Origin of the sequence: Gluconacetobacter sacchari (assembly GCF_014174255.1) — a bacterium.
Classification (GTDB): Bacteria; Pseudomonadota; Alphaproteobacteria; order Acetobacterales; family Acetobacteraceae; genus Gluconacetobacter; species Gluconacetobacter sacchari.
Genome location: NZ_JABEQJ010000034.1, coordinates 1 through 25,079 on the forward strand (window position 1 = coordinate 1; position 25,079 = coordinate 25,079).

General features: G+C 65.6%; 23 protein-coding genes. 12 read left to right on the forward strand and 11 right to left on the reverse strand.

Going from position 1 to position 25,079, the window contains the following annotated elements:
- Positions 1-149: 149 nt before the first annotated feature.
- Positions 150-1,370 (reverse strand): NADP-dependent isocitrate dehydrogenase, encoded by a 1,221-nt coding sequence (locus HLH48_RS19040; protein WP_182999060.1) that lies wholly within the window; start codon positions 1,368-1,370, stop codon positions 150-152.
- 267 nt (positions 1,371-1,637) lie between these two features.
- Between HLH48_RS19040 and HLH48_RS19045 the strand changes: the two genes are divergently transcribed.
- The 3 genes from HLH48_RS19045 to HLH48_RS19055 all read left to right on the forward strand — a co-directional run bounded on the left by HLH48_RS19045 (position 1,638) and on the right by HLH48_RS19055 (position 4,774).
- Positions 1,638-1,865 (forward strand): hypothetical protein, encoded by a 228-nt coding sequence (locus tag HLH48_RS19045; RefSeq protein WP_182999061.1) that lies wholly within the window; start codon positions 1,638-1,640, stop codon positions 1,863-1,865.
- Positions 1,866-1,900: 35 nt separating this feature from the next.
- Positions 1,901-2,887, forward strand: coding sequence for a zinc-dependent alcohol dehydrogenase family protein (locus tag HLH48_RS19050; protein ID WP_182999062.1), 987 nt, complete (start codon positions 1,901-1,903; stop codon positions 2,885-2,887).
- A gap of 150 nt (positions 2,888-3,037) precedes the next feature.
- A complete protein-coding gene (locus HLH48_RS19055) occupies positions 3,038-4,774 on the forward strand; it encodes a DEAD/DEAH box helicase (RefSeq protein WP_182999063.1) in 1,737 nt (578 codons plus the stop codon).
- 286 nt (positions 4,775-5,060) lie between these two features.
- Here HLH48_RS19055 and HLH48_RS19060 read toward each other — a convergent pair whose 3' ends face one another.
- The 5 genes from HLH48_RS19060 to HLH48_RS19080 all read right to left on the reverse strand — a co-directional run bounded on the left by HLH48_RS19060 (position 5,061) and on the right by HLH48_RS19080 (position 11,499).
- Positions 5,061-6,386 carry a glycoside hydrolase family 1 protein gene (locus tag HLH48_RS19060; RefSeq protein WP_182999064.1) on the reverse strand — a complete coding sequence of 442 codons (1,326 nt, stop codon included), beginning with the start codon at positions 6,384-6,386 and terminating at the stop codon, positions 5,061-5,063.
- Positions 6,387-6,447: 61 nt separating this feature from the next.
- On the reverse strand, positions 6,448-9,030 hold the full coding sequence (locus HLH48_RS19065; protein ID WP_182999065.1) for a TonB-dependent receptor: 2,583 nt from the start codon (positions 9,028-9,030) through the stop codon (positions 6,448-6,450).
- Between the two features lie 242 nt (positions 9,031-9,272).
- Positions 9,273-10,220 (reverse strand): PDR/VanB family oxidoreductase, encoded by a 948-nt coding sequence (locus tag HLH48_RS19070; RefSeq protein ID WP_182999066.1) that lies wholly within the window; start codon positions 10,218-10,220, stop codon positions 9,273-9,275.
- The gene (locus tag HLH48_RS19075; protein WP_182999067.1) at positions 10,213-11,229 is read right to left on the reverse strand and encodes an aromatic ring-hydroxylating oxygenase subunit alpha; all 1,017 of its coding nucleotides are present in this window, start codon (positions 11,227-11,229) and stop codon (positions 10,213-10,215) included. The genes HLH48_RS19070 and HLH48_RS19075 overlap by 8 nt, the downstream gene beginning before the upstream one ends.
- Before the next feature lie 39 nt (positions 11,230-11,268).
- Positions 11,269-11,499: a recombinase-like helix-turn-helix domain-containing protein gene (locus HLH48_RS19080; RefSeq protein WP_220795206.1), complete on the reverse strand. Its 231-nt coding sequence runs from the start codon at positions 11,497-11,499 to the stop codon at positions 11,269-11,271.
- A 178-nt stretch (positions 11,500-11,677) separates the two neighbouring features.
- Here HLH48_RS19080 and HLH48_RS19085 point away from each other — a divergent pair, with 178 nt between their 5' ends.
- Complete coding sequence (locus HLH48_RS19085) at positions 11,678-12,490, forward strand: IclR family transcriptional regulator (RefSeq protein WP_182999068.1); 813 nt, start codon at positions 11,678-11,680, stop codon at positions 12,488-12,490.
- A 77-nt stretch (positions 12,491-12,567) separates the two neighbouring features.
- Here HLH48_RS19085 and HLH48_RS19090 read toward each other — a convergent pair whose 3' ends face one another.
- On the reverse strand, positions 12,568-13,410 hold the full coding sequence (locus HLH48_RS19090) for an alpha/beta fold hydrolase (RefSeq protein WP_182999069.1): 843 nt from the start codon (positions 13,408-13,410) through the stop codon (positions 12,568-12,570).
- Positions 13,407-14,363, reverse strand: coding sequence for a cupin domain-containing protein (locus HLH48_RS19095; RefSeq protein WP_182999070.1), 957 nt, complete (start codon positions 14,361-14,363; stop codon positions 13,407-13,409). Before HLH48_RS19095 ends, HLH48_RS19090 begins: the two co-directional genes overlap by 4 nt.
- Positions 14,364-14,557: 194 nt before the next feature.
- Here HLH48_RS19095 and HLH48_RS19100 point away from each other — a divergent pair, with 194 nt between their 5' ends.
- A complete protein-coding gene (locus HLH48_RS19100; RefSeq protein WP_182999071.1) occupies positions 14,558-15,502 on the forward strand; it encodes a VOC family protein in 945 nt (314 codons plus the stop codon).
- Positions 15,503-15,574: 72 nt separating this feature from the next.
- On the opposite strand, the gene HLH48_RS19105 is transcribed toward HLH48_RS19100, so the two are convergent.
- A complete protein-coding gene (locus HLH48_RS19105) occupies positions 15,575-16,807 on the reverse strand; it encodes an MFS transporter (protein WP_182999072.1) in 1,233 nt (410 codons plus the stop codon).
- A gap of 209 nt (positions 16,808-17,016) precedes the next feature.
- Here HLH48_RS19105 and HLH48_RS19110 point away from each other — a divergent pair, with 209 nt between their 5' ends.
- Genes HLH48_RS19110 through HLH48_RS19135 form a run of 6 tightly spaced genes read left to right on the forward strand, consistent with a single transcriptional unit; the run spans position 17,017 to position 23,516 of the window.
- Positions 17,017-17,793: an SDR family oxidoreductase gene (locus HLH48_RS19110; protein ID WP_182999073.1), complete on the forward strand. Its 777-nt coding sequence runs from the start codon at positions 17,017-17,019 to the stop codon at positions 17,791-17,793.
- Positions 17,794-17,816: 23 nt separating this feature from the next.
- On the forward strand, positions 17,817-18,647 hold the full coding sequence (locus HLH48_RS19115; protein WP_182999074.1) for an IclR family transcriptional regulator: 831 nt from the start codon (positions 17,817-17,819) through the stop codon (positions 18,645-18,647).
- 10 nt (positions 18,648-18,657) lie between these two features.
- Complete coding sequence (locus tag HLH48_RS19120) at positions 18,658-19,440, forward strand: SDR family oxidoreductase (RefSeq protein ID WP_182999075.1); 783 nt, start codon at positions 18,658-18,660, stop codon at positions 19,438-19,440.
- Between the two features lie 10 nt (positions 19,441-19,450).
- Positions 19,451-21,154 (forward strand): thiamine pyrophosphate-binding protein, encoded by a 1,704-nt coding sequence (locus HLH48_RS19125; RefSeq protein ID WP_246387550.1) that lies wholly within the window; start codon positions 19,451-19,453, stop codon positions 21,152-21,154.
- The gene (locus HLH48_RS19130; RefSeq protein ID WP_182999076.1) at positions 21,151-21,972 is read left to right on the forward strand and encodes an aspartate dehydrogenase; all 822 of its coding nucleotides are present in this window, start codon (positions 21,151-21,153) and stop codon (positions 21,970-21,972) included. The genes HLH48_RS19125 and HLH48_RS19130 overlap by 4 nt, the downstream gene beginning before the upstream one ends.
- A gap of 35 nt (positions 21,973-22,007) precedes the next feature.
- A complete protein-coding gene (locus HLH48_RS19135) occupies positions 22,008-23,516 on the forward strand; it encodes an aldehyde dehydrogenase (protein WP_182999077.1) in 1,509 nt (502 codons plus the stop codon).
- A 108-nt stretch (positions 23,517-23,624) separates the two neighbouring features.
- On the opposite strand, the gene HLH48_RS19140 is transcribed toward HLH48_RS19135, so the two are convergent.
- Together HLH48_RS19140 and HLH48_RS19145 are read right to left on the reverse strand one after the other, a co-directional pair.
- On the reverse strand, positions 23,625-24,017 hold the full coding sequence (locus tag HLH48_RS19140) for a hypothetical protein (RefSeq protein WP_182999078.1): 393 nt from the start codon (positions 24,015-24,017) through the stop codon (positions 23,625-23,627).
- 118 nt (positions 24,018-24,135) lie between these two features.
- Positions 24,136-24,414 carry a hypothetical protein gene (locus HLH48_RS19145; RefSeq protein WP_220795207.1) on the reverse strand — a complete coding sequence of 93 codons (279 nt, stop codon included), beginning with the start codon at positions 24,412-24,414 and terminating at the stop codon, positions 24,136-24,138.
- A gap of 194 nt (positions 24,415-24,608) precedes the next feature.
- On the opposite strand from HLH48_RS19145, the gene HLH48_RS19150 reads away from it, so the two are divergent.
- Positions 24,609-25,040, forward strand: coding sequence for an Ivy family c-type lysozyme inhibitor (locus HLH48_RS19150; RefSeq protein WP_343065450.1), 432 nt, complete (start codon positions 24,609-24,611; stop codon positions 25,038-25,040).
- The last annotated feature ends 39 nt before the right edge of the window (positions 25,041-25,079 follow it).

A 25,079-nucleotide genomic window follows, 5' to 3' on the forward strand; every position in this document is an offset into this window, starting at 1 on the left:
GCTCTTCAACGTCAAAAAATCCCGCCTGCTTCACGATCCATACTCCAATCAACGCAAGGAAAATGGAATCACAGAGCAGACCTCAAAACCAGAGGGTTTTTCGAACCCTCCAGGTGCGGCCGGGCCCGAAAGCCCGGCCGCCTCGGGCATCAGCCGGCCGCGATCGCCTTGCGCAGGTTGGTGTCCAGCGCCGCCAGGAAGTCCTGGGTGGTCAGCCATTTGGCATCCGGCCCGATCAGCAGGGCCAGGTCCTTGGTCATCTGGCCCGCCTCGACCGTCTCGACGCAGACGCGTTCCAGCGTGTCGGCGAAATGCGTCACGTCCGGCGTGTTGTCGAACCGCCCGCGATAGGCCAGGCCGCGCGTCCAGGCGAAGATCGAGGCGATCGGGTTGGTGCTGGTCGGCCGCCCCTTCTGGTGCTCGCGATAATGGCGGGTCACCGTGCCGTGCGCGGCCTCGGATTCCACCACGTCGCCGGTCGGGTTCAGCAGCACCGACGTCATCAGCCCCAGGCTGCCGAAGCCCTGGGCCACGATGTCGCTCTCCACGTCGCCGTCATAGTTCTTGCACGCCCAGACATAGCCGCCGCTCCATTTCAGCGCCGAGGCCACCATGTCGTCGATCAGCCGATGCTCGTAGGTCAGGCCCAGCGTCTCGAACTCGGCCTTGAACTCGGCGTCGTAGATCTCCTGGAACACGTCCTTGAACATGCCGTCATAGGCCTTCAGGATCGTGTTCTTGGTGGACAGGTAGACCGGCAGCTTGCGGTCGCGGCCATAGGTCAGCGACGCGCGGGCGAACCCCTCGATCGAGGCACGGGTATTGTGCATGCCCAGCGCCACGCCCGGTCCCTTGAAATCATGCACGTCCAGCGACACCGGCGCGCCGCCGTCGGCGGGCGTGTAGGTCAGGGTCACCGTGCCGGGGCCCGGGATCCTGGTCTCGGTGGCGCGATAGATGTCACCATAGGCATGGCGGCCGATGACGATCGGCTGCGTCCAGTGCGGCACCAGGCGCGGCACGTTGGAACAGATGATCGGCTCGCGGAAGATCGTGCCGTCCAGGATGTTGCGGATCGTGCCGTTGGGCGAGCGCCACATCTTCTTCAGCCCGAACTCGGCCACCCGGGCCTCGTCGGGGGTGATGGTCGCGCATTTCACGCCGACGCGGTACCGTTTGATCGCCTCGGCGGCCTCGACCGTCACCCGGTCGTCGGTGGCGTCGCGATGCTCGATCCCCAGATCGTAATATTTCAGGTCGATATCGAGATACGGGAGAATCAGCTTCTCCTTGATGAAGCTCCAGATGATCCGCGTCATCTCGTCGCCGTCGAGTTCGACAACCGGTTCCTTCACCTTGATCTTGGCCATGCGGCTTGGTCCTCTTGGTTTTTTCTTGCCTGCGGGGATGAAACGATCGACGAGGCCCCAGGAAACCCGACGGGGTCCCCGGCCCGCCCCGGCCCAGTCCTGCCCGCGCGATGCGCCGGCCGCGAAATCCGGGCCCAATCTCATACCGGCCGGCACCAGGGCTGCCTAGCAGGCCTCTCGACTCTGTTATGACAATCGCGACATTATACTTGCGAATGATTATCATTTGAATATTATGGACGTCACTCTCGCCCGATGGAGTCCCGGATGCAGCGCCATCTCTCGACCGGTTCCACCCTGATCTCGGCCTTGCTGGCCCGCGACCGCCCGGCCCGGCCGGCCCGCCGGGCCGACCTCGCCTTCCTCTTCGGCATCGCCGGCCCCCCGTCGTCCCCGCGCAAGGACGCGCGCGGCCATCGCGGATCACGATCGGGTCATTCCCTCGGCGCGCTGATCCAGATCATAGCGCGGAGCCATGCCGACATGGTGGAGTAGCCGCGCGATCCCGACCACACGCAAAGGCCCCGACCATGCATGCGATGAGACTGGATGCCCCGCATACCGCGCTGCGCTGGGTGGAACTGCCGGACCGCCAGCCCGGCCCCGGCGAGATCCGGGTGCGGGTCGGCGCCTGCGGCGTCTGCCGCACCGACCTGCACGTGGTGGATGGCGACCTGCCCTTTCCCGGCCACCCGGTCATCCCGGGGCACGAGATCGTGGGCCGCATCGACGCGCTGGGCGACGGCGTGCGGGACCTGCATCCGGGCCAGCGGGTCGGCATTCCCTGGCTGGGCCATACCTGCGGCGTCTGCCGCTACTGCCATGCCGGCCACGAGAATCTGTGCGACCATCCGCTCTTCACCGGCTACACGCGCGACGGCGGCTACGCCACGGCGGCGATCGCCGATGCGCGCTACGCCTTTCCCCTGGGCGAGGACGGCGACGACGTCGCCCTGGCCCCGCTGCTCTGCGCGGGGCTGATCGGCTGGCGGTCGCTGGTGATGGCGGGCGACGAGGCCAGGACGCTGGGCCTGTACGGTTTCGGCGCCGCCGCCCACATCATCGCCCAGGTCGCGCTCTGGCAGGGGCGCACGATCTGCGCCTTCACCCGCCCCGGCGACCAGGCGACGCAGGATTTCGCGCGCGGCCTCGGCGCGGCCTGGGCCGGCGGATCGGACGAACCGCCACCACGGGAACTGGACGCCGCCATCATCTTCGCGCCGGACGGCGCGCTGGTGCCCGCGGCCCTGCGCGCGGTGCGCAAGGGCGGCCGCGTGGTCTGCGCCGGCATCCACATGAGCGAGATCCCGGCCTTCTCCTACGACCTGCTGTGGGAGGAACGGCAACTGGTCTCGGTCGCCAACCTGACGCGGCAGGACGGGGTCGATTTCCTGTCGCTGGCGCCCAAGGCCGGCATCCGCACCCGCACCACGCGCTACCCGCTGCGCGACGCCAACCGCGCGCTGGCCGACCTCCGCGCCGGACGGTTCGAGGGCGCGGCCGTCCTGGTTCCCTGACGGGCGAAGCCCTGCCCTGCGGGGCAAAAGCGCTTTCGCTCTGGTATTTTCGGCGGCGAGTCTTTATGGAGCGCGATCTCCCGCCATCGTGCCCCTGCCCGCCTCGCGCCGCGCCACGCCGTGGCCTTTTCTGTCCGGATGACCCGCCTCATGCCTTTTCCCGAAACCCATCCCGCCCTCCGGCGCGCGCTCGACGCGCGCGGCTATGACGAGCCCACGCCGGTCCAGCAGGCCGTGCTGGATGTCGCGGCGGACGGCAAGGACCTGCTGGTGTCGGCCCAGACCGGCTCGGGCAAGACGGTGGCGTTCGGGCTGGCCATGGCCGACACGCTGCTGGGCGGCGCGGAACGGTTCGGACCGGCCGGCGCGCCGCTGGCCGTCATCGTCGCGCCGACGCGCGAACTGGCCATGCAGGTGCAGCGCGAGCTGACATGGCTGTACGCCCCGGCCGGCGGGCGCATCGTCTCGTGCATCGGCGGCATGGACGCGCGGCGCGAGGCACGAGCGCTGGAACTCGGCGCCCATATCGTGGTCGGCACCCCGGGCCGGCTGTGCGACCACCAGCGTCGCGGCCGGCTGGTGCTGTCGGACCTGCGCGTCGTGGTGCTGGACGAAGCCGACGAGATGCTGGACCTGGGCTTCCGCGAGGAGCTGGAGCAGTTGCTGGACGCGATGCCCGCCACGCGCCGCACGCTGCTGTTCTCGGCCACCATCGCCAAGGAAATCGCCTCGCTCGCCCGGCGGTACCAGCGCGACGCGCTGCGCATCGACACGCTGTCGGGCGCCCGCCAGCACGCCGACATCAGCTACCGCGCCGTGCTGACCGACCCGCGCGAGATCATCCCGGCCGTGGTCAACATCCTGCGCTACACCGACAGCCCGACCTCGATGGTGTTCTGCGCCACCCGCGAACTGGTGCGCCACATGCAGGGCGCGCTGCTGGAACGCGGCTTCGCGTCGGTGGCACTGTCGGGCGAACTGGGCCAGAACGAGCGCACGCGCGCCATCGACAGCCTGCGCACCGGCCAGGCCAGCGTCTGCGTCGCGACCGACGTGGCGGCGCGCGGCATCGACATCCCGGCCCTGGCCCTGGTGGTGCATGCCAGCCTGCCGACCGACAGCGCCACCCTGCTGCACCGTTCGGGCCGCACCGGCCGCGCCGGGCGCAAGGGCGTGTGCGCCCTGGTCGTGCCGGTCTCGATGCGCCGGCGCGCCGAGCGCCTGCTGGCCATGGCCAAGGTCACGGCGGAATGGACGGCGGTCCCCACCGCCGACGCCATCCGCGCCCAGGATTTCGAACGGCTGCTGACCGACCAGAGCCTGACCGACCCCGTCGCCCCGGGCGACGAGGAACAGGTCGCCCGCCTGGCCGCCGACCGCACGCCCGAACAGCTCGCGGCGGCACTGCTGCAAATGTATCGCGCCCGCCTGCCCGACCCGGAGGACATTCGCCCCCTGCGCGTCGACGCCCCCCGCCCGGCCCGGGACGGCGAGCCCGCCGCCCGCCGCGAGCGCCCGACGCGCGAGGATCACGGCCCGCGCGGCGACGGCGTCTGGTTCTCCATGAGCGTGGGGCGGCAGGACAAGGCCGATCCGAAATGGCTGGTGCCGCTGATCTGCCGCCTGGGCGGCGTGCGCAAGAACGAGATCGGCTCGATCCGCATCGCCGGCGACCACACATTGTTCGAGATCGCCCCGGCCTCGGCCGAGCGCTTCAGCGCCTGCGTCGCCGCCACCGATTCCGACGAGGTCCGGATCAACCCGGCGCAGGCCCCCGCCGGGGGCGCCGAAGGCGGCCCGCGTGGACGCAATCCCCGCAGCGCCCCCCCCTCCGGCGGCCCCCGCCGGCGCCCGGCCGGGGCATCCACGCGCAAGCGCGGCGCATAGGCTCGTTCGGCCCCGGTTCCCGCGCGCTTCGGCGGTCTCTCGGCCCGAACCGGCGTGCCGCGCGACGGAACCGGTCCCGTCGCGCGGCCGATGAGCCGCGACGAACGCACCGATCGATACCCCGTAGGGCCGAAAGCCGCGATGCCGGCCTCGCGCAGAATGTCGCAATCCGCGAGCCGGCGCCGGAACAACACAAGCCCCGCCCACTGCCTCGCCTCATCGCGGCACCAGCGCCTCAACCGTGCAGCCGATCTTCGAAGGCATCCCAAGGCGCAGGGTCAGATGCTCACCTGACCAACTTCCAGCATACGGAACCCGGCAATTTCAGGCCGGCCAGCAATGCCGCACTGGGCTTTGGCACGCGAGCCTGCATTGCCCGGTTTACCGACACAAGCCCCATATGTGGCGCATAACCAGCCGACCACTCGTAGCTATCAAGAAAAGACCAGTGGTAGTAACCCCGAATATCCACTCCATCCCGCCGGGCCCGTTCCAGAGCCGCGACGGCCGACCGGATGTAATGCTGCCGCTGTGCGTCGTCGTCCGTCGCGATGCCGTTTTCAGTCACGACCACGGGCAACCGCGCGACGGATGCAGCGTAACGACACGCCCCCTCCACACAATCGGGATAAAATTCCCACCCCATGGCCGTCTTTTCGGAAGATGCCGATGTCGGCACGATACCGGCCGGACCGATCAAATTGCGGGTATATACCTGAACACCGACGAAATCGGCGCTCTCCCGCGCCGCGACCAGCCAGTTTTCATAAACATAACGCCGCTTCTCATCCCGGCGTCCGGGCGGCCCCACAGCCTGGTCGTCCGTCATCGCAAGCGTGACGCCCAGAGGATACTGTCCCGGTCCGGAGCGGATCACACCGATGGCACGCCGATGCGCCGCGATCATCCTGTCCTCGACGCGCTGCGGATCGCCGGATAGATAATAGCCGAACCGATCCGAACCACATTGCCGCGCGGCCTCGGACAACATGGCCTGCTTCCCCGCCGGCTCGCCCGGCCGGCCCCACAACAGCAATTTGTGCAGATCCGGTTCGTTGAACGTTGCGGCGATCCCGATCAGGTCGCCCAACGCGCGCGATGTGACATCGCAATACCGCAGAAAACGGTCGACAGCGTCCCGCGCCTCCCAGCCTCCCTCGGCGGCAAACCAGGCCGGATTCGCAAAATGGCTGTACGTCACGCAGGGCACGAGATCGTGCTCGTGACAGCACCGCAATACATCCCGATAATGTGCGAGGGCATCGCGAGAAATGACCCCCTTTTCCGGCTCGATGCGCGCCCACTCGAGCGAGAACCGGAAGGAGTTGAAGCCCAGCCACGCCAGCAGGGCGATATCCTCGCGATAACGCCGGTAATGGTCGTCCGCCAGGCCCGCCGGCTCCCGGAAAAGCGTGGACGGCACGCGTTCGAGAATCCGGATATCGGCCGCGCGTTCGTCGCCCTCCACCTGGTAGCCGCTCGAAGCCGCTCCCCAGAGAAAGGGCAGCGTCCTGCAAGGAGCGGCAAAAGCGGAACGGACCGGCCATGCCGTCGCGGCCGCCAGAACGGTGCGTCGCGTCACACGTGCCGCAGCAGAGTTACCAGACGTCATTTCATCTTCCACCCATCCGTTTGCATCAACCCGCCCAGGAGACCGAACAGCCACAAATCATTCAGAACCCGACACTGAAGGTTCCGATAAACGCACGCCCCGCGCCAAGAAAATAGGTCGGTGCGCTCCCTGCGATCATGGTCCCATGCACGCCCCGCGTCGTATGCGCGGCACCCGTGACGGAATTCGCACCACTTATATAAGTCGATCCGGCGAGGTTTTGAATATTAAGCCTGAACTCAGGTTGCTTCATGAACGAAACATTATGAAACCGATACCCGAGGGTCAGATCCACATTGGCATGGGCGGGAATAGATTCGTCATCCATGAAGGTGGAATACTGGCTGTCCATATATTTCATGTTGACATTGCCGAACAGCGATCCGTCATCATAATTCAGACCTGCCGCCGCACTCCATTTCGGCGCGCGAACCGCGATCTTTCCCGCTGTCGGCAGATAGTCCCTGCCGACCTGGAGGTTATTGTCGGTGGTGACGTGCAGATACTCACCCGACATATAGGGCCGGAAGTGATGCCACGGACGGGTGCCGACCTCGACATCCACGCCACGCCCGGTTTCGCCGCCGGCATTGATGAACGTGTTGACCGACGCACCATTGATGATGGCAGCGGTGGAGATCTGGCGATTGGTGAAATTGTAGTTGAAGAAGGAAACCGTCGCCATCACCTCGGACCCGGTATAGCGATAGCCGATCTCCTCGGAAATCGAGAATTCGTTTTTCTGCTGATTGTTGCCGGCAATCAGCAGCGCACCCGTCGCGCCGTTATAGCTGTTGAACATCGAATTCGCGGTCGGCATACGGAACGCCGTGTTCCCACTGAAGAAAATCTGATGCTCCGGCGTGAACTGGTAGCGGAAGCCGAACTGCGGCGTGACCTGAAACGTGTTTTGACCGACGTCGCTCTGGTCGCCCGGCAGATAATTGTATCCGGGACGATGAATCCAGAGCAGTTTTACCCCTGCATCCGCCATCAGCTTGTCGCCGAGCGCGTTGATCTCGTCGCCCAGATACAGCGCGTTGGTATAGGTGCGCGTGATCCAGTCCGTGGACATGTATTCCTGACCGTTCTTCAGCCGCGCATTCGTCGCGTAATTGCCGAGAAGCGACGCAGGCGCGCCAGACGCCGTCACGGCGCCATAGGTCGTCGTATAGACCTGTCGCGTGTAATCGAACCAGTATCCGGCCTTGAGCGTGTTGATCCCCTTCTTCCAGGATACGACCGTATTCACGCCAGGATGTTCGATGTCGAACGTCGTCGGCACATTGACGATCCTCGCACTGCCATAAGTGGGCACGCCCGAAAGGTCGAGCGAGACATGCTGGCTGCCGTAGAACGCCTGGCCGCTGTTCGGAAGCGTGCTGCCATACGCGAAGCCACCCCAGGAATGATATAGATAGGGCGTGACGTTTATCTTGACCGTATTGTGCAGCAGGCTGAGATCGGTCGGCGCGCTGACGATCAACGTCCCGGCGTCCTCGCCATGCAACTGGTAATAATTCGGGTTCGTTCCAGTGAAAACGTTGGAATAGTTGTAATTATTTCCATATTCTCGATACTGCGCGAGCGTCGGTGTGGTAAGCATGTATAGGCGGTAGTCGGTATAGGCGACCACGAGTTTCGACGCACCGACCGAACCCCAGTCCTTGACGAGCTTGAAGTCGAAGTGGTCGCGCCGGTAGGGCGCAGCCGGACCACGCCAGTTCTTTCCGAGAAGATGCGAATAACTCAGGAAGAATTTTACGCCGGAATGCCCGAGTTCGCCGCTGTCGACCCGGAGGGACTGCCGGTATGTGTCGTAAGACCCGAACGTCAGGTTCATCTGGCCGCCCGCCTTGTCCGCGGGATCGAGCAGGGTCATGCGCGTCAATCCGCCGGCGGCGCCGATCATCGGCGCAGTCAGGTCGACTGTCGTCGGTTGCAGGCTTTCGGACTGGATCACGTCTCCATCGGGATATTGCGATGGAATGGTCACGTAGGTGCCGACATTGTTGAGCGGCGCGCCTTCCATCAGGAAGCCGATCTCATCACCATTCAGGCCGCGCACGATGAAATTGCCGGATTGCATATTATAGGGGTCGGAGGTTGCCACATTGGTGCCCGGGACCATCCGCATCACCTCGTAGGACGACGCGGTCGGCGATTGCGCAGCCACGAAATCGCGGGTGACTGTGCTGATGGCAACGGCGGAGGTCTGCTTCACCATTAGGCCGCCGCCAACATCCCGGCCGGTCACGCCACTCGGCGTCTGGTGAACGTGGGTGACGACGTCGATGGTCTCGCCACGCGCCGCGGGTTGCCGGGACGCAGCGCCGGCGACCGGTGTGGCGGCGACGCGGGAGGCGCCGACATGCGGAGTGGTCGGCCTTGCGGCGCCGGCCTGCACCTGCCGGCTCGTCGCATGCGCGGTACAGAGGGGAAGCGCCAGACACGTGCCGGCGAGAAGAAGCGCAGTGCCCGGCAACAAAGTCCGGGCAGGGCGGGGAAGCATGGAACGGATCATTGGCGCCTCCGGCGAAGGGGTCACGGTGTGACCAAATACGGTCACATTGTCCAAAAATAGAATAAGATCGCGTCTCTGTTGTGTCAACGAAATGATCATGAAATCGCGCGAGCGCGACACGTCATCGCACTAAATTCATGCTCGGAACGATGAATATTCTTCATGGAAAGGGGTCCGGACGGCAGCCGGTTCTGTCGGGGGCGGCCCCCGATCGCGTCGCAGTTCACGCCGCACGAACATAAAAATATAGAGTATTCTTCACTCTACATCATCGTAACCGCCTGAATCGCGTCGCTCCGACAGTGGCGACGGCATAGGTCACGTTCCCGCACCATCATGGCCCGGCACGGGCAGCGGAAACTTCAGAGATCGAGTACCAGCCGGCCAGACTGGCAGCGCGACACACAGATCATCATCGTCTTGTTGGCTACTTTTTCGCTTTTGCTCAGAACGCTGTCGCGATGCACCGGCTGTCCTGAAATGACCCGCGTCTCGCAACTGCCGCATACACCCTCGCGGCATGAAGACGTGACCGGCACCCCCGCGGCCTCGAGCACGTCGGCGATGCTCTTGTCGGGTGGAATCTCGAAAACCTTGCCTGATTTCGCGCATTCCACCTGAAAGCTGGCTTCGACCCCGGTAGCCTTCACCGGAGCCGCCGAAAAACGCTCGAGATGCACACGTGATTCAGGAAGATGCGCCGTGGCTTTTTCGAACGTGTCCAGCATGGGCGTTGGACCGCAGCAATAGAAATCCGCACCCGGATGCGCCTCGACAATCGAGGCGATGTCAAGATAGCCGCCTGCCTCGCTGTCGATATGAAACACGGGCTCACGGCTCAGGGCACGGATTTCATCGGCGAAGGAAAGGCAGGCATGGTCCCGCACCGCGTAATACAACTCCGGCCGATTCCCGAGCGCATGCAGACGTCGCATCATGGACAGGATCGGCGTAATGCCGATGCCGCCGGCGATGAACACATGATCGTTCGTCGTCTCATCAAGCGAAAAATGATTACGCGGCCGGCCGATCTCGAACTCCGCGCCGATCCGCAAGGTTTCGTGGATATAGCGCGAGCCGCCGCGGCTGTTCGCATCGTGCGCCACCCCCACGACGTAACGGTGCGTTTCCGCCGGGTCGTTACTCAGCGAATAGCTGCGCGTGATACCGTTCGCAAGGAAGAGGTCGATGTGGCTACCGGCGGTAAATGGCGGCAACGGCCCGCCATCCAGCGCACGGAGTTCCAGGGAGACCACATCGCGGGCCTCCCATTTCAGCACCGACGCGCGCACGCGCATCGTGTCAGCCATTGGCCAGTTCCTCGAGTTGCGTCTCCGCGCAGCGCTTGAGATACCGGCGCAGCCGCACCAGCCCCGCGTCGTGCTGATAGAGAATTTCGCGCTCGTTCGCGCCAGGTTCGTAATCCTCGATCAGGACGCGATCCTGTTCGAGAACATGCCAGTGGCGAGCTTCGAGGCGGTTGCGATACAGGAAGCGCCATGCATCGCGCTGCCAGCCCGTGACTTTGCGCAGCCGCCAGTGAAAGACCCCGCTCCATCCGTCCTGCATCGGCGTGTAGGAGCCAAGAATCGTGAAGCTTCCGCCAGGGCCGCCGGTTTTCGGATAAGGGATCTCCAGGCGCAGCCACATGGACCCGATATCGAGAAATTCCGTCCAGTCGAAATTGACGCCGCGCTGTCCCTCTTTCTCGAAGATAAAGCCGTCATCCGTCTCGACAATGCGGAAATCGGCGGTGGAATCGCCTTCCGACATGGAATGGGAATGGTGATGCAGGAACGTGCCGTGCATCGGGTCCATGACGTTGTCGATCACATAACGGTAATCGCCGCCCCACTCGGTATAACAGAGGAAGTGGCTGTAGTCGGGATCGCTGAATTCCGCCGGAAGGCGCAGTTCCGTCGGCGGCGTATCCTTCGTCTCGCCGACGAAGAGGAAGATCGCGCCCGCATGCTCCTCCAGAGGAAAGCTGCGGGTGGCATGCAGGCCTTCCAGACGGCAGCCCGGGCTGCCCGGCACCTTCACGGCGACACCCCGCGCATCCACCTGCACGCCATGATACGGGCAGGCGATCCGGTCGCCCAGCGGCGCACCCTGGGAAAGCGGGGCGCCACGATGCGGGCAGTGATCCTCCAGGGCATACGCGTTCCCCAGATGGTCGCGCCACAGCACGATGCGAAACCCGCAGCGATAGATCGATGTCGGGGTGGTGGTCACATGGCCCGAAGGCAGAACGGGATACCACTGGTTGCGCAGGCCGCGACGAAGGCGGGTTTCCAGTGATTCCGGAGAGATGGTCATGGCAGATATCCTGTGGACGAAGCGGAGGGAGGGCTTGTTTCAGGCGGCCAGGCGCGCCAGTTCCGCGGCCAGGGAGGCTTCGGACCAGGCGCCGCCGTCGGGTGCGGGGATATCGCGTTCGACCAGCACCGGAAGAATGCCGCCCAGCGTCGTGGCCCCCCGCGCGAAGGCTGCCTCCAGGGCATCCCCGATCAGATTTTCATAGGGGTCCGGCTCCCGGCAGCGGGTCTGATGGGTCTCGTTATAAGGAATAAAGGGCTTCTTCATCATGTATTCTCCGAAACGAGGATCATGCCGGCCGCCTGCTCAGGCTCTGTTCATATATGGTCAATATGAGCATGTGTGAACACATGTTACGAGATCGGAAGAGAAAATCAAGTAACATAACGTCCGCAATGCAGACGCCGACGCTTCCGTTCTTGTGAAAAACCGGCTTAAGGTCGTACGCATGACGCAGGACACCATACAGACGCACGAAGACGGTCCGACCGGCGAGGATCGCTACATTGTTCCGGGGCTGCTTCGCGGGCTCGCCATTCTCGAAAGCTTTACGAAAGATCACCCGGAACGGAGCCTGGCCGTCATCGCGCGAGAGGCCGGATTGCCGCGCGCCACCGCCTTCCGCCTGCTCCATACGCTGGAGACGGCAGGGTATGTCGAGCGCAACGCGGCGCGCAGGACGTTCCGCCTCGGCAACCGGGTCCTCAGGCTGGGCTACAACACCCTGTCCGGGCGCGGACTTGTGGACATCGCCACGCCGGTTCTCGAACGGCTGCGCGACGCGACGGGATGCACCACGCATCTCGTCGTCCTCGCCGGGACCGATGTCGTCTATGTGGTCCGCTGCCCGGGACCGGGCTGGACCAGCAATGCCGTCGGTGTCGGAACGCGCCTGCCGGCTCATGCCACCGTCATCGGTCGCACGCTTCTGGCCCACATGGCACTGGCCGATGTTGTCCGCCTGTATGACGGGTACGCGTTCTCGACCTATACCGATGCCACGCCCGGCGATCTCGGTGCCCTGGTCGCGCAGCTCGAGGTGGACCGTCCGCAGAGAAGCCTTGCCAGCTGGGGATATTTCGAACCCGACGTGGCCAGCATTGCCGCGCCCATACGCAATCGCGTCGGCATCGCGGAAGCCGCGGTCAACGCGATCTGCCCGCTCTCGGCCTATGACCGCGCGGAACTGGAGGATGTCGTGCGCATTCGCGTCGAGGCGGCCGCCGCCGAAATCTCCGCTGCCCTCGGCTATCAGCCCTAGCGACGCATCGAAGCCCGGCCGGCCAGGCGTGCAGGTGGCGCCCCTTGCGGGCCGTTCGCGCTCATTTGCCCACATGGTCAATCGGGCTCACGGTTCGCGAGCACATGGGCAAGGCATCGGTTGAAGAGGTCCGGCGCCTGGAGATAGGAGGCATGTCCCGCGCCCGCAATCCGGCAGAGCCGCGCCGACGGCCGCAGCGCCGCAAGCGTTTCCACCGTCGCGGGCGGCACGATCCGGTCCTCCTCCGCGCAGACAAGATGCAGCGGCCCGTTCCAGGCCGGCAGATCATCCGCCAGCCGACCGCCCGCCAGCAGACGTACGGCATCGCAATATCCGCGCACCGACACCCGGGCCATCGCGTCCGTCACCGCCCGGATCATGGCGGCGTCGGCGCCTGGTCCCAGCGTGCGGGGGGCCCGGTGCTCCGCCATGCCGCGCGGGCCGAGCGACGTGATATCGTCGATGCGCGCCTGGAGCGCCGGAAGCAGGGCCGCGCCCGGCGACTGGCCATAGCCCTGTGCGGGGCTGGACAGGACGAGCGCCTTCACCCGTTCCGGCCACAGCCTCGCAAAACGCGCCGCCGTCACGGCACCCAGCGAATGCCCGACCAGCACGCAGGATGAAACACCCAGCGCATCCAGCCCGTCCATCAACCGCTGCGCCCAGAGCGTAGGGTCGCCCGTCGGCGTCCCCTCGGGAAACGGCGAGCTTTCCGCATATCCCGGCGCGTTCCACGCCAGGACGCGCCGCTCCGGCGCAAAGGCGGCAAGCTGCGCCCGCCACAGCCGCGCGTCCGATCCGATCCCGTGCAGCAGCACCAGGGAAGGAGCGGCGGCCGACCCGCACTCCTGCCAGGTCAGCACCTCGCCGTCCTGCGCGTTCCCCCCGCCGGCCATCGCTACGGACCGGAGAACGCTCACGCGCCCACGGCCGGACGATAGTCGGGGTCGCCAGGCAACGGAGAGCCGATCACGGCGAAAATCGTCGCCGCCGACACATCGTCATTGCGGAAATAATGAGGCCGGCCTGCCGGGCTGACAAACACATCCTTCGGTCCGATCTGCCGCTCGATCGTCCGGCCGTCGATCTCCCAGCCCACCGTGATATGACCGTCCAGGACCAGCCATGCCTCCTCGCAGTCCCTCGTATAGGGCCGCACGCCCGTACCGGACGGGATCAGGAACATTTCCTTGCGCGCCGTGGATGGCGGCGCGCCACCCTCGCCGACATAGATCTTCCGGCCGAAGCCCGCCGCCGTCCAGAGCACCGGCTGCTCGTCATAGCGGACGACATAATGGGCCATCAGCCGTTGCAGCGGGTGTTCCGCGTTCGCGTCCGGCCTCAGGATCTGCCCCTCGCGCGCGCCGAACCGCGCCGCAAGCGCGGGGTCGACATCTTTCGGATGATAGAGATAGCGCGGCGGCAGGGGCTTGCCCACGCCGACCATCACCGACATCGTCACGGGTGTCACCCCCGCGTTGCGAAAGCCGTGCGGAACCTCGCGGGCGTTCAGGATCATGTCCTTCGGTCCCAGCGGCGCCTCCACGACCACGCCGTTATCCTCCCAGCCAACCGTCAGCACGCCGTCGAGAACCAGGAAGGCCTCTTCGATCTCGTGCGCGTGGCATGCCGCATATTTCCCCGGATGCTTGTAGAGAAGGCTCAGCGTGAAATGTTCAGGTTTCAACGCACTGGTATCATTGACTTTCGGCGACCCGCCCGATCCGATGAACCGCATCTGTGCCCGCTCCAGCTCGGGAAAACCCCGATTGGATGGAAACGCGTCCCAGTCGAACGTCTTCTGGCTGAAACGCTGAAGATGCTGGCTGAAATCCTGCTCGATGGAGACGGGTTCTTCTGTGACGACAGACATCGGGACACTCCTGGCGGGCCGGGCATGATTCATCAAGGCCGCAATGAGTGTTTCGTATGCCAAACATAAACCGCGTTTCAAGTTAAAAATATCACTGTTTAGGCGATTGATTCTAGCGTATCCTGCAAAAAAGACCGATCATTGAACAAAAAGACGGATTTTTGTTTCATATATAAAACACGAAGGAGCCCGCCATGCCCCTCTGCGGAATCGATGCCATTACTTTCGGCGTCCAGGATATGGACGAGGCCCTGCGTTTCGTCCGCGACTGGGGGCTGCATGAACGATCCGTCGCGCCGGATTGCCTTGTCTTCGCAACCCGAGACGGCTGCGAGGTCATCGTCAAGCCTGCGTCCGATCCCGCCCTGCCTCCCGCTATCGAGGCTGGAAAGACGGTGCGCGAGGTGACATGGGGGGCCGCGACGCAGGAGGATCTCGACGACGTCCTGTCGAGTCTGGGTGATGCCGTGACGCATGGAGCAGACGAAATCCCCCGCGTCACGGACCCGAACGGACTCACGCTGGCCTTTCGCATCTCGCGCCGCGGGCCGGTGGCGGGAACGCCCACGCTACCCAATGCGCCCGGCGCGTATCACCGCATCGATCGTCGCGGCCCGGTCTTCACCCATGCGGACCCGATCCAGATCGGACATATCGTGCTCTTCGCCGGCGATTTCGCCGCCATGCGCGCCTTCTATACGCAAAGGCTCGGCTTCGTGGTCAGCGACGAATATCCCGGCCACGGCTGCTTCCTGCGCTGCCAGCCGCGCGGCGGCCACCACAACCTCTTCATTCTCAACCGCCCCCAGCGCCCTGGGATCAATCATGTGGCCTTCACCCTCAACGACATCCACGAGGTCGTTGGGGGGGGCCTGGCCATGAGCGGCAAGGGCTGGAAGACCGAGATCGGACCGGGCCGGCATCCGATTTCCTCCGCCTATTTCTGGTATTTCGAGAATCCGCTGGCCGCGCCGCTCGAATATTATGCCGACGAGGATTACTGCACCGAGGCGTGGGAGGCGCGCCTCTGGGAACGCCGCCCCGAGAATTTCGCCGAATGGGCCATCGCCGGCGGCCTCGACGCCGCCACTCGCCGCCAGAAACTCCGCGCCGAGGACAGCGACCGCGGCCACAATTGAGTATCGGCCGCCTCCCGCCCCCGGGTCCGGCGGCCCGTCCGGGGGCGGCGGTTTTATCGCGCAGCCGGCCGCCTAGGTCTGCCGTCGCGTCGTCAGCATGATGGCCGATGCGATAAGGTACGGCACCAGGAACATCACCAGCGCGCCCCGCACATTCGCAGTAAAATCGTCCCCCATTGCCAGGACGAAGAAATAGCCGGATGACGAGGCACCCAGGTAATAGACGGTCAGCAGAATGCCGATAGCCAGGGACGCCCGTGCCTCCGGCGCATTCTCGCGTGCCAGGGCATAGCAGTTTCCATAGATACCTCCGATTCCGATCCCGAAGATCAGCGACAGCACGATGGCGCTGGTCGGATGCAGGGGCCACAGGAACAGCACCGCCGCCGCGATGCCCGTCAGGGCCGAGAGAATGCCCACCCCCCGGAGCCGGTCCGTCCGGTCCAGTACCAGGCCGATCGGCACGCCCCCCAGAATATTGCCGATGCCGAAACATCCGAACGCGAACGATGCCTCTGCCGGCGTCAGGTGCTGCCCCACCCGCGCATAGGTCTGAAACAGCGACATATAGGCATAGCAGCACAACCCGTTCACGGCCGCCATCGCATAGACGGCGGGGAGGGTGCGCGACCGGAGCCAGCCCCACCCCTGCGGCCTGGACGCGGTTTTCTCCTCCGCGCGAAGACGCTGGGGAACGCAGAACAGCAGAAGCAGACCGGCGAGAACGCCGCCGCAGCCCATGAACCGGAAGGGAAAGCGCCAGTCGCCACTGCCGGCCGCCTGCAATGCAAGAACCACTCGTGGCCCCACGAACATGCTCAGGCCGAAGATCGCGGTGGCCCCTCCGATCGCCGTCCCTCGCCAACGGGGAAACAGAGCGACGATAATCATGAAAAACGCGATACTGAAAACGGATTCGCCCGCACCGGTCGCCAGCCGCCCGATCAACAGGGCCAGGATGCCCTTTGCGGCCCCCGACAGCAGCGTCCCGCCGGAAAACACAAGCGTACTCAGCCCCAGCGCCATGCGCAGACCCAGCCGCGCCACCAGTATCCCGGCCGGAATGGACAGGACGGCAATGCCGAGCGTGAAGATGCTGGCCATCAGCCCGGCAGACCGCTGGTCGAGATTCAGGGTCTTCCTCATCTCCACCAGTTCCACCGGCATGACGAGCCTGTCCCAGCCATAAAAGACATAGGTCGCCGCCATCAGAAGCAGGATCGGAATCAGAACCAGCATGTTCAGGGTTGCCGGCGACGCGGCTGCAGGCGCCTCCTCAAGGCTTTCGGTCTGGCTGCGCTGCATGATGCTCTCCCTCTGCCTGACGCGGCGGCGCGCTGGCGCGCACGGTCGGCTTGTTCTGTCAACGAAACACATTTGACACAAGCATCGGCATCGAGTAAACCAAATAAGGATCATGTGATCATATTTGGACAAATGATCGAACCCGAACGGATCGACGAACCGGTGGAACAGGGTTCTTCCGGTCAGCACAGCAAGGAGTGTCCATATCCATGCCGTTCGAGAATGTCCCCGATCCCGGCGCGCTCGCCGGTCGTCGTATCGTCATTACAGGCGCCGCGCGAGGATTGGGCGAGGCGATCGCACGCGCCTGCGCCGCGATGGGCGCCACCCTGTGGCTTGCCGATATCCTGGACGGTGCGGGACGCAGGACGGCCGAGACCATCGCCGGGGATTTCGGAAAGCCCGTTCATTTCAGCCAGGTCGATCTTTCCGACGCCGATTCGATCGCGGCATTCGGATGCGCCGTGCGCGACATGTGGGGCGAGACCGACGGATTGGTCAATAACGGCGCTATCGCCACCAATGTCGGTGGCAAACGCTTCGAGGAAATCGATATCGGCCTGTGGGACCGTGTCCAGCGGGTGAATGTGCGCGGCACATGGCTGATGACGCGCGCGCTCAGCCCGCTATTTTCCCGGCGCGCCAGGATAGTCAATCTCGCGTCCGACACCGCTCTCTGGGGGGCGCCGAACCTGCTCGCCTATACCGCGAGCAAGGGGGCGGTCATCGCCATGACCCGGTCGCTCTCGCGCGAACTCGGGCCGCGCGGGATCGGCATCGCGGCGGTCGCGCCTGGCATCGTGAGAACGGAGGCCACGGAATACGTCCCGAAGCAGCGGCACGACCTTTACGAGAACGGGCGTGCCGTTCCCGGCCCGCAGGACCCGGACGATATTGTCGGAGTCGTCGGCTTCCTGTTGACTGACTATGCCCTTGCATTGACCGGCCAGGTGCTGCCGGTCAATGCAGGCTTCGTGTTCACCTGAAACAAGACGGGAAGGCAGACGGCATGTCAGAGTCCGACGACGACGCAAAAGACGAGGGCAACGGATATGTGTCGCCGCCGGTGCAGCGCGCGGCCCGGCTGCTTCGCTATATCGGCGACGGCGGTTCGCTCGCCAACGTCAAGGCCGCGGCGGCGGCTCTGGGCATCAGCCGGACGACGCTGCTGCGTCTCCTCCATACGCTGGAGATGGAGCGATTCATCGAGCGCGCCCGCGATGGTGAATACCAGATCGGAATCGGCCTTGTCGGCCTGGTGGGCGAAAGCGCCTTCGGCCAGGGGCTGGTCCGGATCGCCCTGCCCATCGTGGCGAATCTCGCCGAAAAATCGGGCCTGTCTGCACATCTGGGCGTCCTCGACGGGCGCGAGGCCGTCTATCTCGCCCGCCGCGTGCCCAATGTACCGCTGGCCAGCAACATCTCCGTCGGTTCGCGCGTCGGCGCTCACGCCACGACGCTCGGCCGCGCCATTCTCGCCTGGCTCGACCCGGAGGACGTGCGGGCTCTGTACGAGAATTGTCCGCTCGGCCAGTATACCGACCGCACGCCCGCGTCATGGAAGACCCTGAGCGAGACGCTGAAACGCGAGCGGGAAACGGGATACTCGGAAAGCGATGGCCTGTATTCCGACGGTGTCAGTTCCATCGCGGCCCCCGTGTTCGACGAGTCGGGACGTCCCATCGCATCCGTCAATGTCTCCGGTCCCACGCCGCTTTTCGAGACGGAGGGTGGACGTCGCGCATATATCGCCGATCTCGTCACGGACGCGGCTCGCCAGATCTCGGTGCGGCTCGGCTGGCGCGCGACGGTCATGACCCACACCCGGACCGCGTCATAGGAGAATCGAGATGGATCTGGGGCTACGCGGGAAAATGGCTGTCGTCACCGGAGGAAGTTCGGGAATCGGGCTTGCCGCCGCCCGCGTTCTCCTGGACGAAGGCATGGCCGTCGCCATCTGCGGACGCAATGCCGAACGGCTGGACGCGGCACGGCAGTCGCTGGCCCCGCACGGTGATGTCCTCGCCGTGCAATGCGATATTCTGGAGGCGGGAGACGTCGAGCGCCTGCGCCGCGATGTCGCCGGATGGCAGGGGCGCTGCGACCTGCTAGTCAACAATGCCGGCCAGGGGCGCGTCTCGACCTTCGCCGAGACGACGGACGAGGCCTGGAGCGAGGAGCTGAGGCTGAAATTCTTCAGTCAGATCCATACGATCCGTGCCTTCGGGCCTATGCTGCGCCAATCGGGGCAGGGTGCGATCGTCGCCGTGAATTCGCTGCTCGCCTACCAGCCCGAACCGCATATGGTCTGCACCTCGGCGGCCAGGGCCGGCGTGCAGAACATGCTGAAATCCCTCGCCGGAGAGTTCGCCCCCGACATCCGGGTCAACGCCGTCGTCGTCGGCCTGATCGAATCCGGCCAGTGGGAACGCCGCTTTCAGGCTCGGGAAGATCGCGGAATCACCCGTGCCGAATGGCTCGCGGATCTCGGCAGGGAAAAGAATATCCCGATGAAAAGACTCGGACGTCCGGAAGAGGTGGCCAACGCCATCGCCTTTCTCGGCTCGCCAGCCTCCGCCTTTATCACCGGTAGCCAGATCGAAGTGTCCGGCGGCCTCTCCAGACATATCTGACGGATCAACCATGACTGACTCTCTATTGGATCACGCCGCTCCCAGCGATACCGCCGCGCGGACCATGCCGGTCGGAGACCTCGTGGCGGCATGGCTCGCCGAAACGGGCGTGAAAGTCGTCTTCGGCGTCATCTCGATCCATAACATGCCCATCCTTGACGCCATCGCCCGCCAGGGCCGCCTCCGCTTCGTACCCGCCCGGGGCGAAGCCGGCGCCATGAACATGGCCGACGCCTATGCCCGTACGACGTGCGGCCTGGGTGTCGTCATCACCAGCACCGGCACCGCCGCGGGCAATGCCGCCGGCAGCCAGGTCGAGGCTTTGACCGCCTGCTCCCCGGTGTTGCATATCACCACCCAGATCGACCGGCCCTTCATCGACCGCGACCGCGCGCCCATCCACGACGTTCCGCGCCAGCCGGAAATGCTGCGTGGTGTTTCCAAGGCGGTCCTGCGTGCCTGGTCGGCGGCCTCGGTCGTTACCACGCTCGCCGCAGGCGCGTCCGCCGCCCTTTCCGCTCCCTCGGGGCCCGTGGCCGTCGAAATTCCCATCGACGTGCAGCGGGAGTCGGCCATCGTTCCCCGCATCTGGCCTAAGCCGCTGACATCCCGCGTGCAGCCCGACGACGCAGCGCTCGACGACCTCGCCGCGATGCTGCGCTCCGCCCGCCGTCCCGTCTTCTGGTTCGGCGGCGGCGCGCGCGGCGCGGCCGCGCAGGCCGCCGAACTGGTGCGCCGGGGCGTCGCCGCCGTCACCAGCACCAACGGGCGCGCCACCGTGCCCGAAGATTCGCCATCCTCGCTGGGCGCGTTCAACATGACGCCGAAAGCCCAGGCCCTGTATGACAGCGCCGATCTCACCGTCATCGTTGGCTCCCGACTGCGCGGAAACGAGACGCGCAACAACGAAATGCGACTTGGCAAGACCGTCGTGCAGATCGACGCCGATGCAAGCCAGGGCGCACGCAACTATCCCGTCGACCTGTTCATCCACGGCGACGCGGCCGAAATTCTCCAGGCCATCCTGGACAGGATTCCGGACGCGCTGCCGACAGACAGCCGTCTCTGCGCGGACGTGACGGCGGCGCGCGAAAGCGGCGAAGCCGACCTGCGCGATACGCTCGGCCCCTATGCCGTCATCGCCGAGACCCTGCGCGACGTGGTCTTCCAGCGTCGCCTCGCCTTCGTGCGCGACGTCACCATCTCCAACTCCACCTTCGGCAACCGTTACGTCCGGCTCGCGGCGCCCAATCTCGGCGTACATGCGCTTGGCGGCGGAATCGGCCAGGGTATCGCGATGGCGATCGGTGCCGCCATGTCCGGCGCGGCCCCGCGCACCATCGCCCTGGTCGGCGACGGCGGCGCCATGCTCTATGTCGGCGAACTGACGACGGCGGTCGAAGAAAAGGCCGATATCGTCTTCATCCTGATGAACGACCGTGGATATGGCGTCATCCGCAACATCCAGGACGCACAGTACCAAGGCCGTCATCACTACACGCTGGACGCGATCCCGGATTTCGGAAAGCTCGCCGAAGCCATGAATCTGCCCCACCGGCGGATCTCCGACATCGACGCCTTCCCCGCGGCACTCGCCTCGGCTCTGGATGCCTCCGGCCCGATCATGCTTGAAATCGACATGATCGCCATCGGCCCCTTCGCCCGCAGCTTCGCGGGTCCGCCGGCGGGTGCGGCGGGAAAGCCGACGACATGATCGCGCCAACCATCGATCTCGGACTGATAGGCTGCGGATCGATGGCCGCAACCGTCATCCGCGCCATCCAGACCGCGGGCATCACACTCTCTTCGGTCGCAATTCTCACCCGCCCCGACCGCGCCGCGGACCCGGCGCAGATCGCGGTCCGCCTCGGCCTGCGGCCCGAATGCGTCAGGATCGTGGGCGACGCCGCCGGCCTTGTCGCCCTCGCGCCGCGCATCGTCGCGGAATGCGCGTCGCAGGACGCCGTCCGGGCAGCCGTGCCGCCTCTCCTCGCCGCCGGGATCGAGACCGTGATCGCCTCGGTCGGCGCCCTTGCCGACGCCGACACCCTACGCGCTCTGTGCGCGCGGGACACCAGCGCACTGCGGATCGCGACCGGGGCCGTCGGCGGCATGGATGCGCTGGCCGCCGCCCGGCTGTCGGGTCTGGCCGAGGTCACGTATGTCGGGCGCAAGCCGCCGGCCTCCTGGCCGGGCGGCGGCACGGGCCATGCGGTGATTTTCGAGGGAACGGCCCGCGAAGCCGCCCTGAAATTCCCGAAAAACGCCAACGTCGCCGCCACGGTCGCCTTCGCCGGTCTTGGATTGGATGCGACAGAAGTGCGCCTCGTCGCCGACCCGGGGTGCATGCACAACGTGCATGAAATCTCATTCTCTGCCGGATGCGCAAAAGGTTTTTTCAGAATGGAGGGCCTGCCGTCGCCAGACAATCCCCGAACGTCCCTCACCGCGGGCTTCAGTGTCGCGCGCTGCGTTCTGGACAGCCTCAGGCCCGGTCCGCATTTCTCGTCCCCGGACCTGATGCCCGCATGATACCCGGCCCGGTCCCCTCGCAAGGAAACATGCCGATGCCCGTTCCCGACCCGGGGTTCACTCCCGACGACCTGCCCGACGGTCGTATCTTCCTGGCGGGCACATTCCGCGAAGGACGAGGCACGGAAATCGAATCCCGCTTCCCCGCCGACGGCAGCCTCAATCGCGTCATGCGCGAGGCAGGAGAGCAGGATGTGGCGGACGCGATCGCGGCGGCGCGGAAAGCGCAGCAAGACCATGCCTGGCGCGATCTCCTGGCGCATCAGCGCGCGGACTATCTCTACAGGATTGCCCACGGCCTGGCCGCGAACGCCGATCGCATCGCCTATATCCAGAGCCGCGACACCGGAAAGACCCTGAAGGAGACACGCGCGCTCGCCATGAGCGCCGCCGGAACCTTCCGCTACTTCGCCGCCGCGCTGGAGACGATGGAAGAAGCGATCACCCCCTCGCGGGGGCCGTGGATGACATTGTCGCGCTTCGAACCCATCGGCCTTGTCGCCGCCATCACGCCCTGGAACTCCCCGATCGCCAGCGACGCCCAGAAGGTCGCGCCGGCTCTCGCGGCGGGCAACGCGGTGATCCTCAAACCGGCAAGCTGGAGTCCGCTGGTCGGGCTGGAATTCGCCCGCATCGTGGCGGAGGCCGGCTTGCCCCCCGGGCTGCTTTCCGTGCTGCCCGGCGGGGGACAGTCGGTCGGCGACAGGCTGGTGAACGACCCGGCCATCGGGCGCATTTCCTTTACCGGCGGCACGAAGGTCGGCCACGCCATCGCCAGCAACGCCGCGAAACGGCTCATCCCCGTGTCGCTGGAACTCGGCGGCAAATCCCCCACCATCGTCCTGCCCGACGCCGATCTCGACCAGGCGCTGGCCGGCATTCTCTATGGCATGTTCTCATCGTCGGGACAGTCCTGCATCGCCGGCTCGCGTCTCTTCATCCATCGCTCGCTCTATCACGATTTTCTCGAACGCCTGGTCGCCGCCACCCGCGCCCTGAAAGTCGGCCATCCCTTCGATCCGCAAACCCAGGTCGCCCCGCTGATCCACCCCGATCACGTCGCGAATGTCGACCGTTGGGTCGATATCGCCCGCGCGGAGGGCGGCCGCGTCCTCGCCGGGGGCCATCGGCCGAAGGGTGCGTCGTGGGACGACGGATATTATTATCTGCCGACGATCATCGACAAGGTGACCAACGAGGCCGCCATCTGCCGCGAGGAAGTCTTCGGTCCCGTCCTCGTCGCGATGCCCTTCGATACGGAAGAGGACGTCATCCGCATGGCCAATGACAGCCAGTATGGCCTTGCCTGCGGCGTCTGGACCCGTGACGTCACCCGCGCCCTCGCCATCGGACGCGCCATCACCGCCGGAACGGTCTGGATCAATACCTATAAGCAGTTTTCCATTTCCACGCCCTTCGGCGCGGACAAGGAAAGCGGCGCGGGCCGCGAGAAGGGACTGGACGGCCTGCGCACCTACATGCGTCAGAAATCCTATTACATGGACACGTCGCACCATGTGATTCCGTGGGCAAACGCAGGCTGAACAGAACACCGGGCGCCTCTCCGGAACCGCCATGATGAACGGCGGTTCCGGATAACGATCAAGGCCAGCGCCAGCACGGCGGCGGGCCCCCTTCGGCGTGCGGCGCGCCTACAATCCGCCGGTCAGCACGCCGGCGATGTTCCCCCGGGTCTGCTGGCCCAGCGCGTTCAGCCGGTTCTGTTCGGTCGTACCGGCGTTACGCAGGCGGTTCATCTGGTTCTGCGGCGCATCGCGCACGGCATCGACCGCATTCTGGCCGGCTTGCAGCCGCTGCCGGGCGTTCTTCGTCACGCCGTCGCGATAGGCGCGGCCACGTCCGGCCAGGCAATCCTCGCGCCGGGCCAGGCGGCCGGCGACATCCCATCCCGGGGCCTGGCTGTCTGCACCGGATGGGGCACAGGCCGCATCCGCCGCGCGCGCGGCCGGCATGGCGGCGGGCAGCCCCCCGGCCAGCACGGTCATGGGCAGGGCGAAGGCAAGCAGGATTTTCCGGATCGTCATCGATCGATTCTCATATTCTGTGACAACAGCGCACCGGACCATGCCGCGATGGCGGGAATAGGTCCATCGTATGGCAGAACTGGGCCAGCCGCATGGGTCGGGCGAACGCGACAGCCGCTCAGCGGATCGTCAGATGCGGCGGCGGCACATCCACCACGGGCGCGGGCAACAGCGGCACGGCAAGGGCGGGCGGCGCGGGCTCCCCATGGGGCGCGGTCTTCACCACCGCCACCGGAATGGCGGTATAGCGCGGCTTGGGCGGTGGCTTCGGATGGCGCGACAGGGTCACGAACAGCACGCCATAGGCCACGGCGAGCACGGCCATCACCCCGAGCTTGAGCTTCTTCGGGTTCGGCAGTCTGGGCAGGAGAGAAGACGGAGCTGAGCGCAGGCGCATGACGGCGACAATATTCCTCGACAGGCTGGCGCGCCGGCACACGGCCGGCCGCCCCGCACCATACACCAGACGGCGGCCCGTTGCGCCCGCGCCGGAAAAAAGATCGGTCGCCGGAAAAATATTGTAAACCGCGCGCCGCCATAAGCGTCCTGTGACCGCCTTCCCATTCCCGCAGCCCAGGAGCCACCCCCGACGTGCCACGCCGTGCCATGCGCCTCATCCCCGCCTGTTCCGTCATCCTGCTGCTGGCCGGCCATTCCACCCGGGCGGCCGAGCCGACGCAGACCGCCGACCTGCTGCTGGAGGCCCCGTATCGCCGGGCCTATGTCGTCATGCAGCGCTTTCCCGACTGGGTCAGTCGCGGGCAGGCCACGTCGACGCCGGTATCGCGGGTCGCCTCGGGCGGGCGGACCTATCTGCTGGGTCACCTGTGCAAGCCCCACGATTGCGCCGACAACCAGCTCGACATCGTCTTCGCCGCCGACGGTCACGCGGCCTGGGGGTTGCTGCATGTCCGGCCGGACGCCGCGCACCCGTTCCTGCAAAGCTGGCTGGGCAGCCCCGACGAGGAAATCCAGGCCCTGCTGCTGCGGAACTTCGCCGCCAACAACCCGCCCGGACCATAGCAGCCGGACGCCGGGCGAAGCACCCGCCCGGCATCTTTC

Bases quoted from the DNA above. Each gene is read 5' to 3' on its own strand.
- HLH48_RS19135 (WP_182999077.1), top strand. From the start codon at position 22,008: ATGCCCGTTCCCGACCCGGGGTTCACTCCCGACGACCTGCCCGACGGT.
- HLH48_RS19055 (WP_182999063.1), top strand. From the start codon at position 3,038: ATGCCTTTTCCCGAAACCCATCCCGCCCTCCGGCGCGCGCTCGACGCG.
- HLH48_RS19120 (WP_182999075.1), top strand. From the start codon at position 18,658: ATGGATCTGGGGCTACGCGGGAAAATGGCTGTCGTCACCGGAGGAAGT.
- HLH48_RS19070 (WP_182999066.1), bottom strand. From the start codon at position 10,220: ATGGCTGACACGATGCGCGTGCGCGCGTCGGTGCTGAAATGGGAGGCC.
- HLH48_RS19100 (WP_182999071.1), top strand. From the start codon at position 14,558: ATGCCCCTCTGCGGAATCGATGCCATTACTTTCGGCGTCCAGGATATG.
- HLH48_RS19130 (WP_182999076.1), top strand. From the start codon at position 21,151: ATGATCGCGCCAACCATCGATCTCGGACTGATAGGCTGCGGATCGATG.
- HLH48_RS19105 (WP_182999072.1), bottom strand. From the start codon at position 16,807: ATGCAGCGCAGCCAGACCGAAAGCCTTGAGGAGGCGCCTGCAGCCGCG.
- HLH48_RS19115 (WP_182999074.1), top strand. From the start codon at position 17,817: ATGTCAGAGTCCGACGACGACGCAAAAGACGAGGGCAACGGATATGTG.
- HLH48_RS19040 (WP_182999060.1), bottom strand. From the start codon at position 1,370: ATGGCCAAGATCAAGGTGAAGGAACCGGTTGTCGAACTCGACGGCGAC.
- HLH48_RS19140 (WP_182999078.1), bottom strand. From the start codon at position 24,017: ATGACGATCCGGAAAATCCTGCTTGCCTTCGCCCTGCCCATGACCGTG.
- HLH48_RS19095 (WP_182999070.1), bottom strand. From the start codon at position 14,363: ATGTCTGTCGTCACAGAAGAACCCGTCTCCATCGAGCAGGATTTCAGC.
- HLH48_RS19075 (WP_182999067.1), bottom strand. From the start codon at position 11,229: ATGACCATCTCTCCGGAATCACTGGAAACCCGCCTTCGTCGCGGCCTG.
- HLH48_RS19145 (WP_220795207.1), bottom strand. From the start codon at position 24,414: ATGCGCCTGCGCTCAGCTCCGTCTTCTCTCCTGCCCAGACTGCCGAAC.
- HLH48_RS19080 (WP_220795206.1), bottom strand. From the start codon at position 11,499: ATGATGAAGAAGCCCTTTATTCCTTATAACGAGACCCATCAGACCCGC.
- HLH48_RS19050 (WP_182999062.1), top strand. From the start codon at position 1,901: ATGCATGCGATGAGACTGGATGCCCCGCATACCGCGCTGCGCTGGGTG.
- HLH48_RS19045 (WP_182999061.1), top strand. From the start codon at position 1,638: ATGCAGCGCCATCTCTCGACCGGTTCCACCCTGATCTCGGCCTTGCTG.
- HLH48_RS19085 (WP_182999068.1), top strand. From the start codon at position 11,678: ATGACGCAGGACACCATACAGACGCACGAAGACGGTCCGACCGGCGAG.
- HLH48_RS19125 (WP_246387550.1), top strand. From the start codon at position 19,451: ATGACTGACTCTCTATTGGATCACGCCGCTCCCAGCGATACCGCCGCG.
- HLH48_RS19110 (WP_182999073.1), top strand. From the start codon at position 17,017: ATGCCGTTCGAGAATGTCCCCGATCCCGGCGCGCTCGCCGGTCGTCGT.
- HLH48_RS19060 (WP_182999064.1), bottom strand. From the start codon at position 6,386: ATGACGTCTGGTAACTCTGCTGCGGCACGTGTGACGCGACGCACCGTT.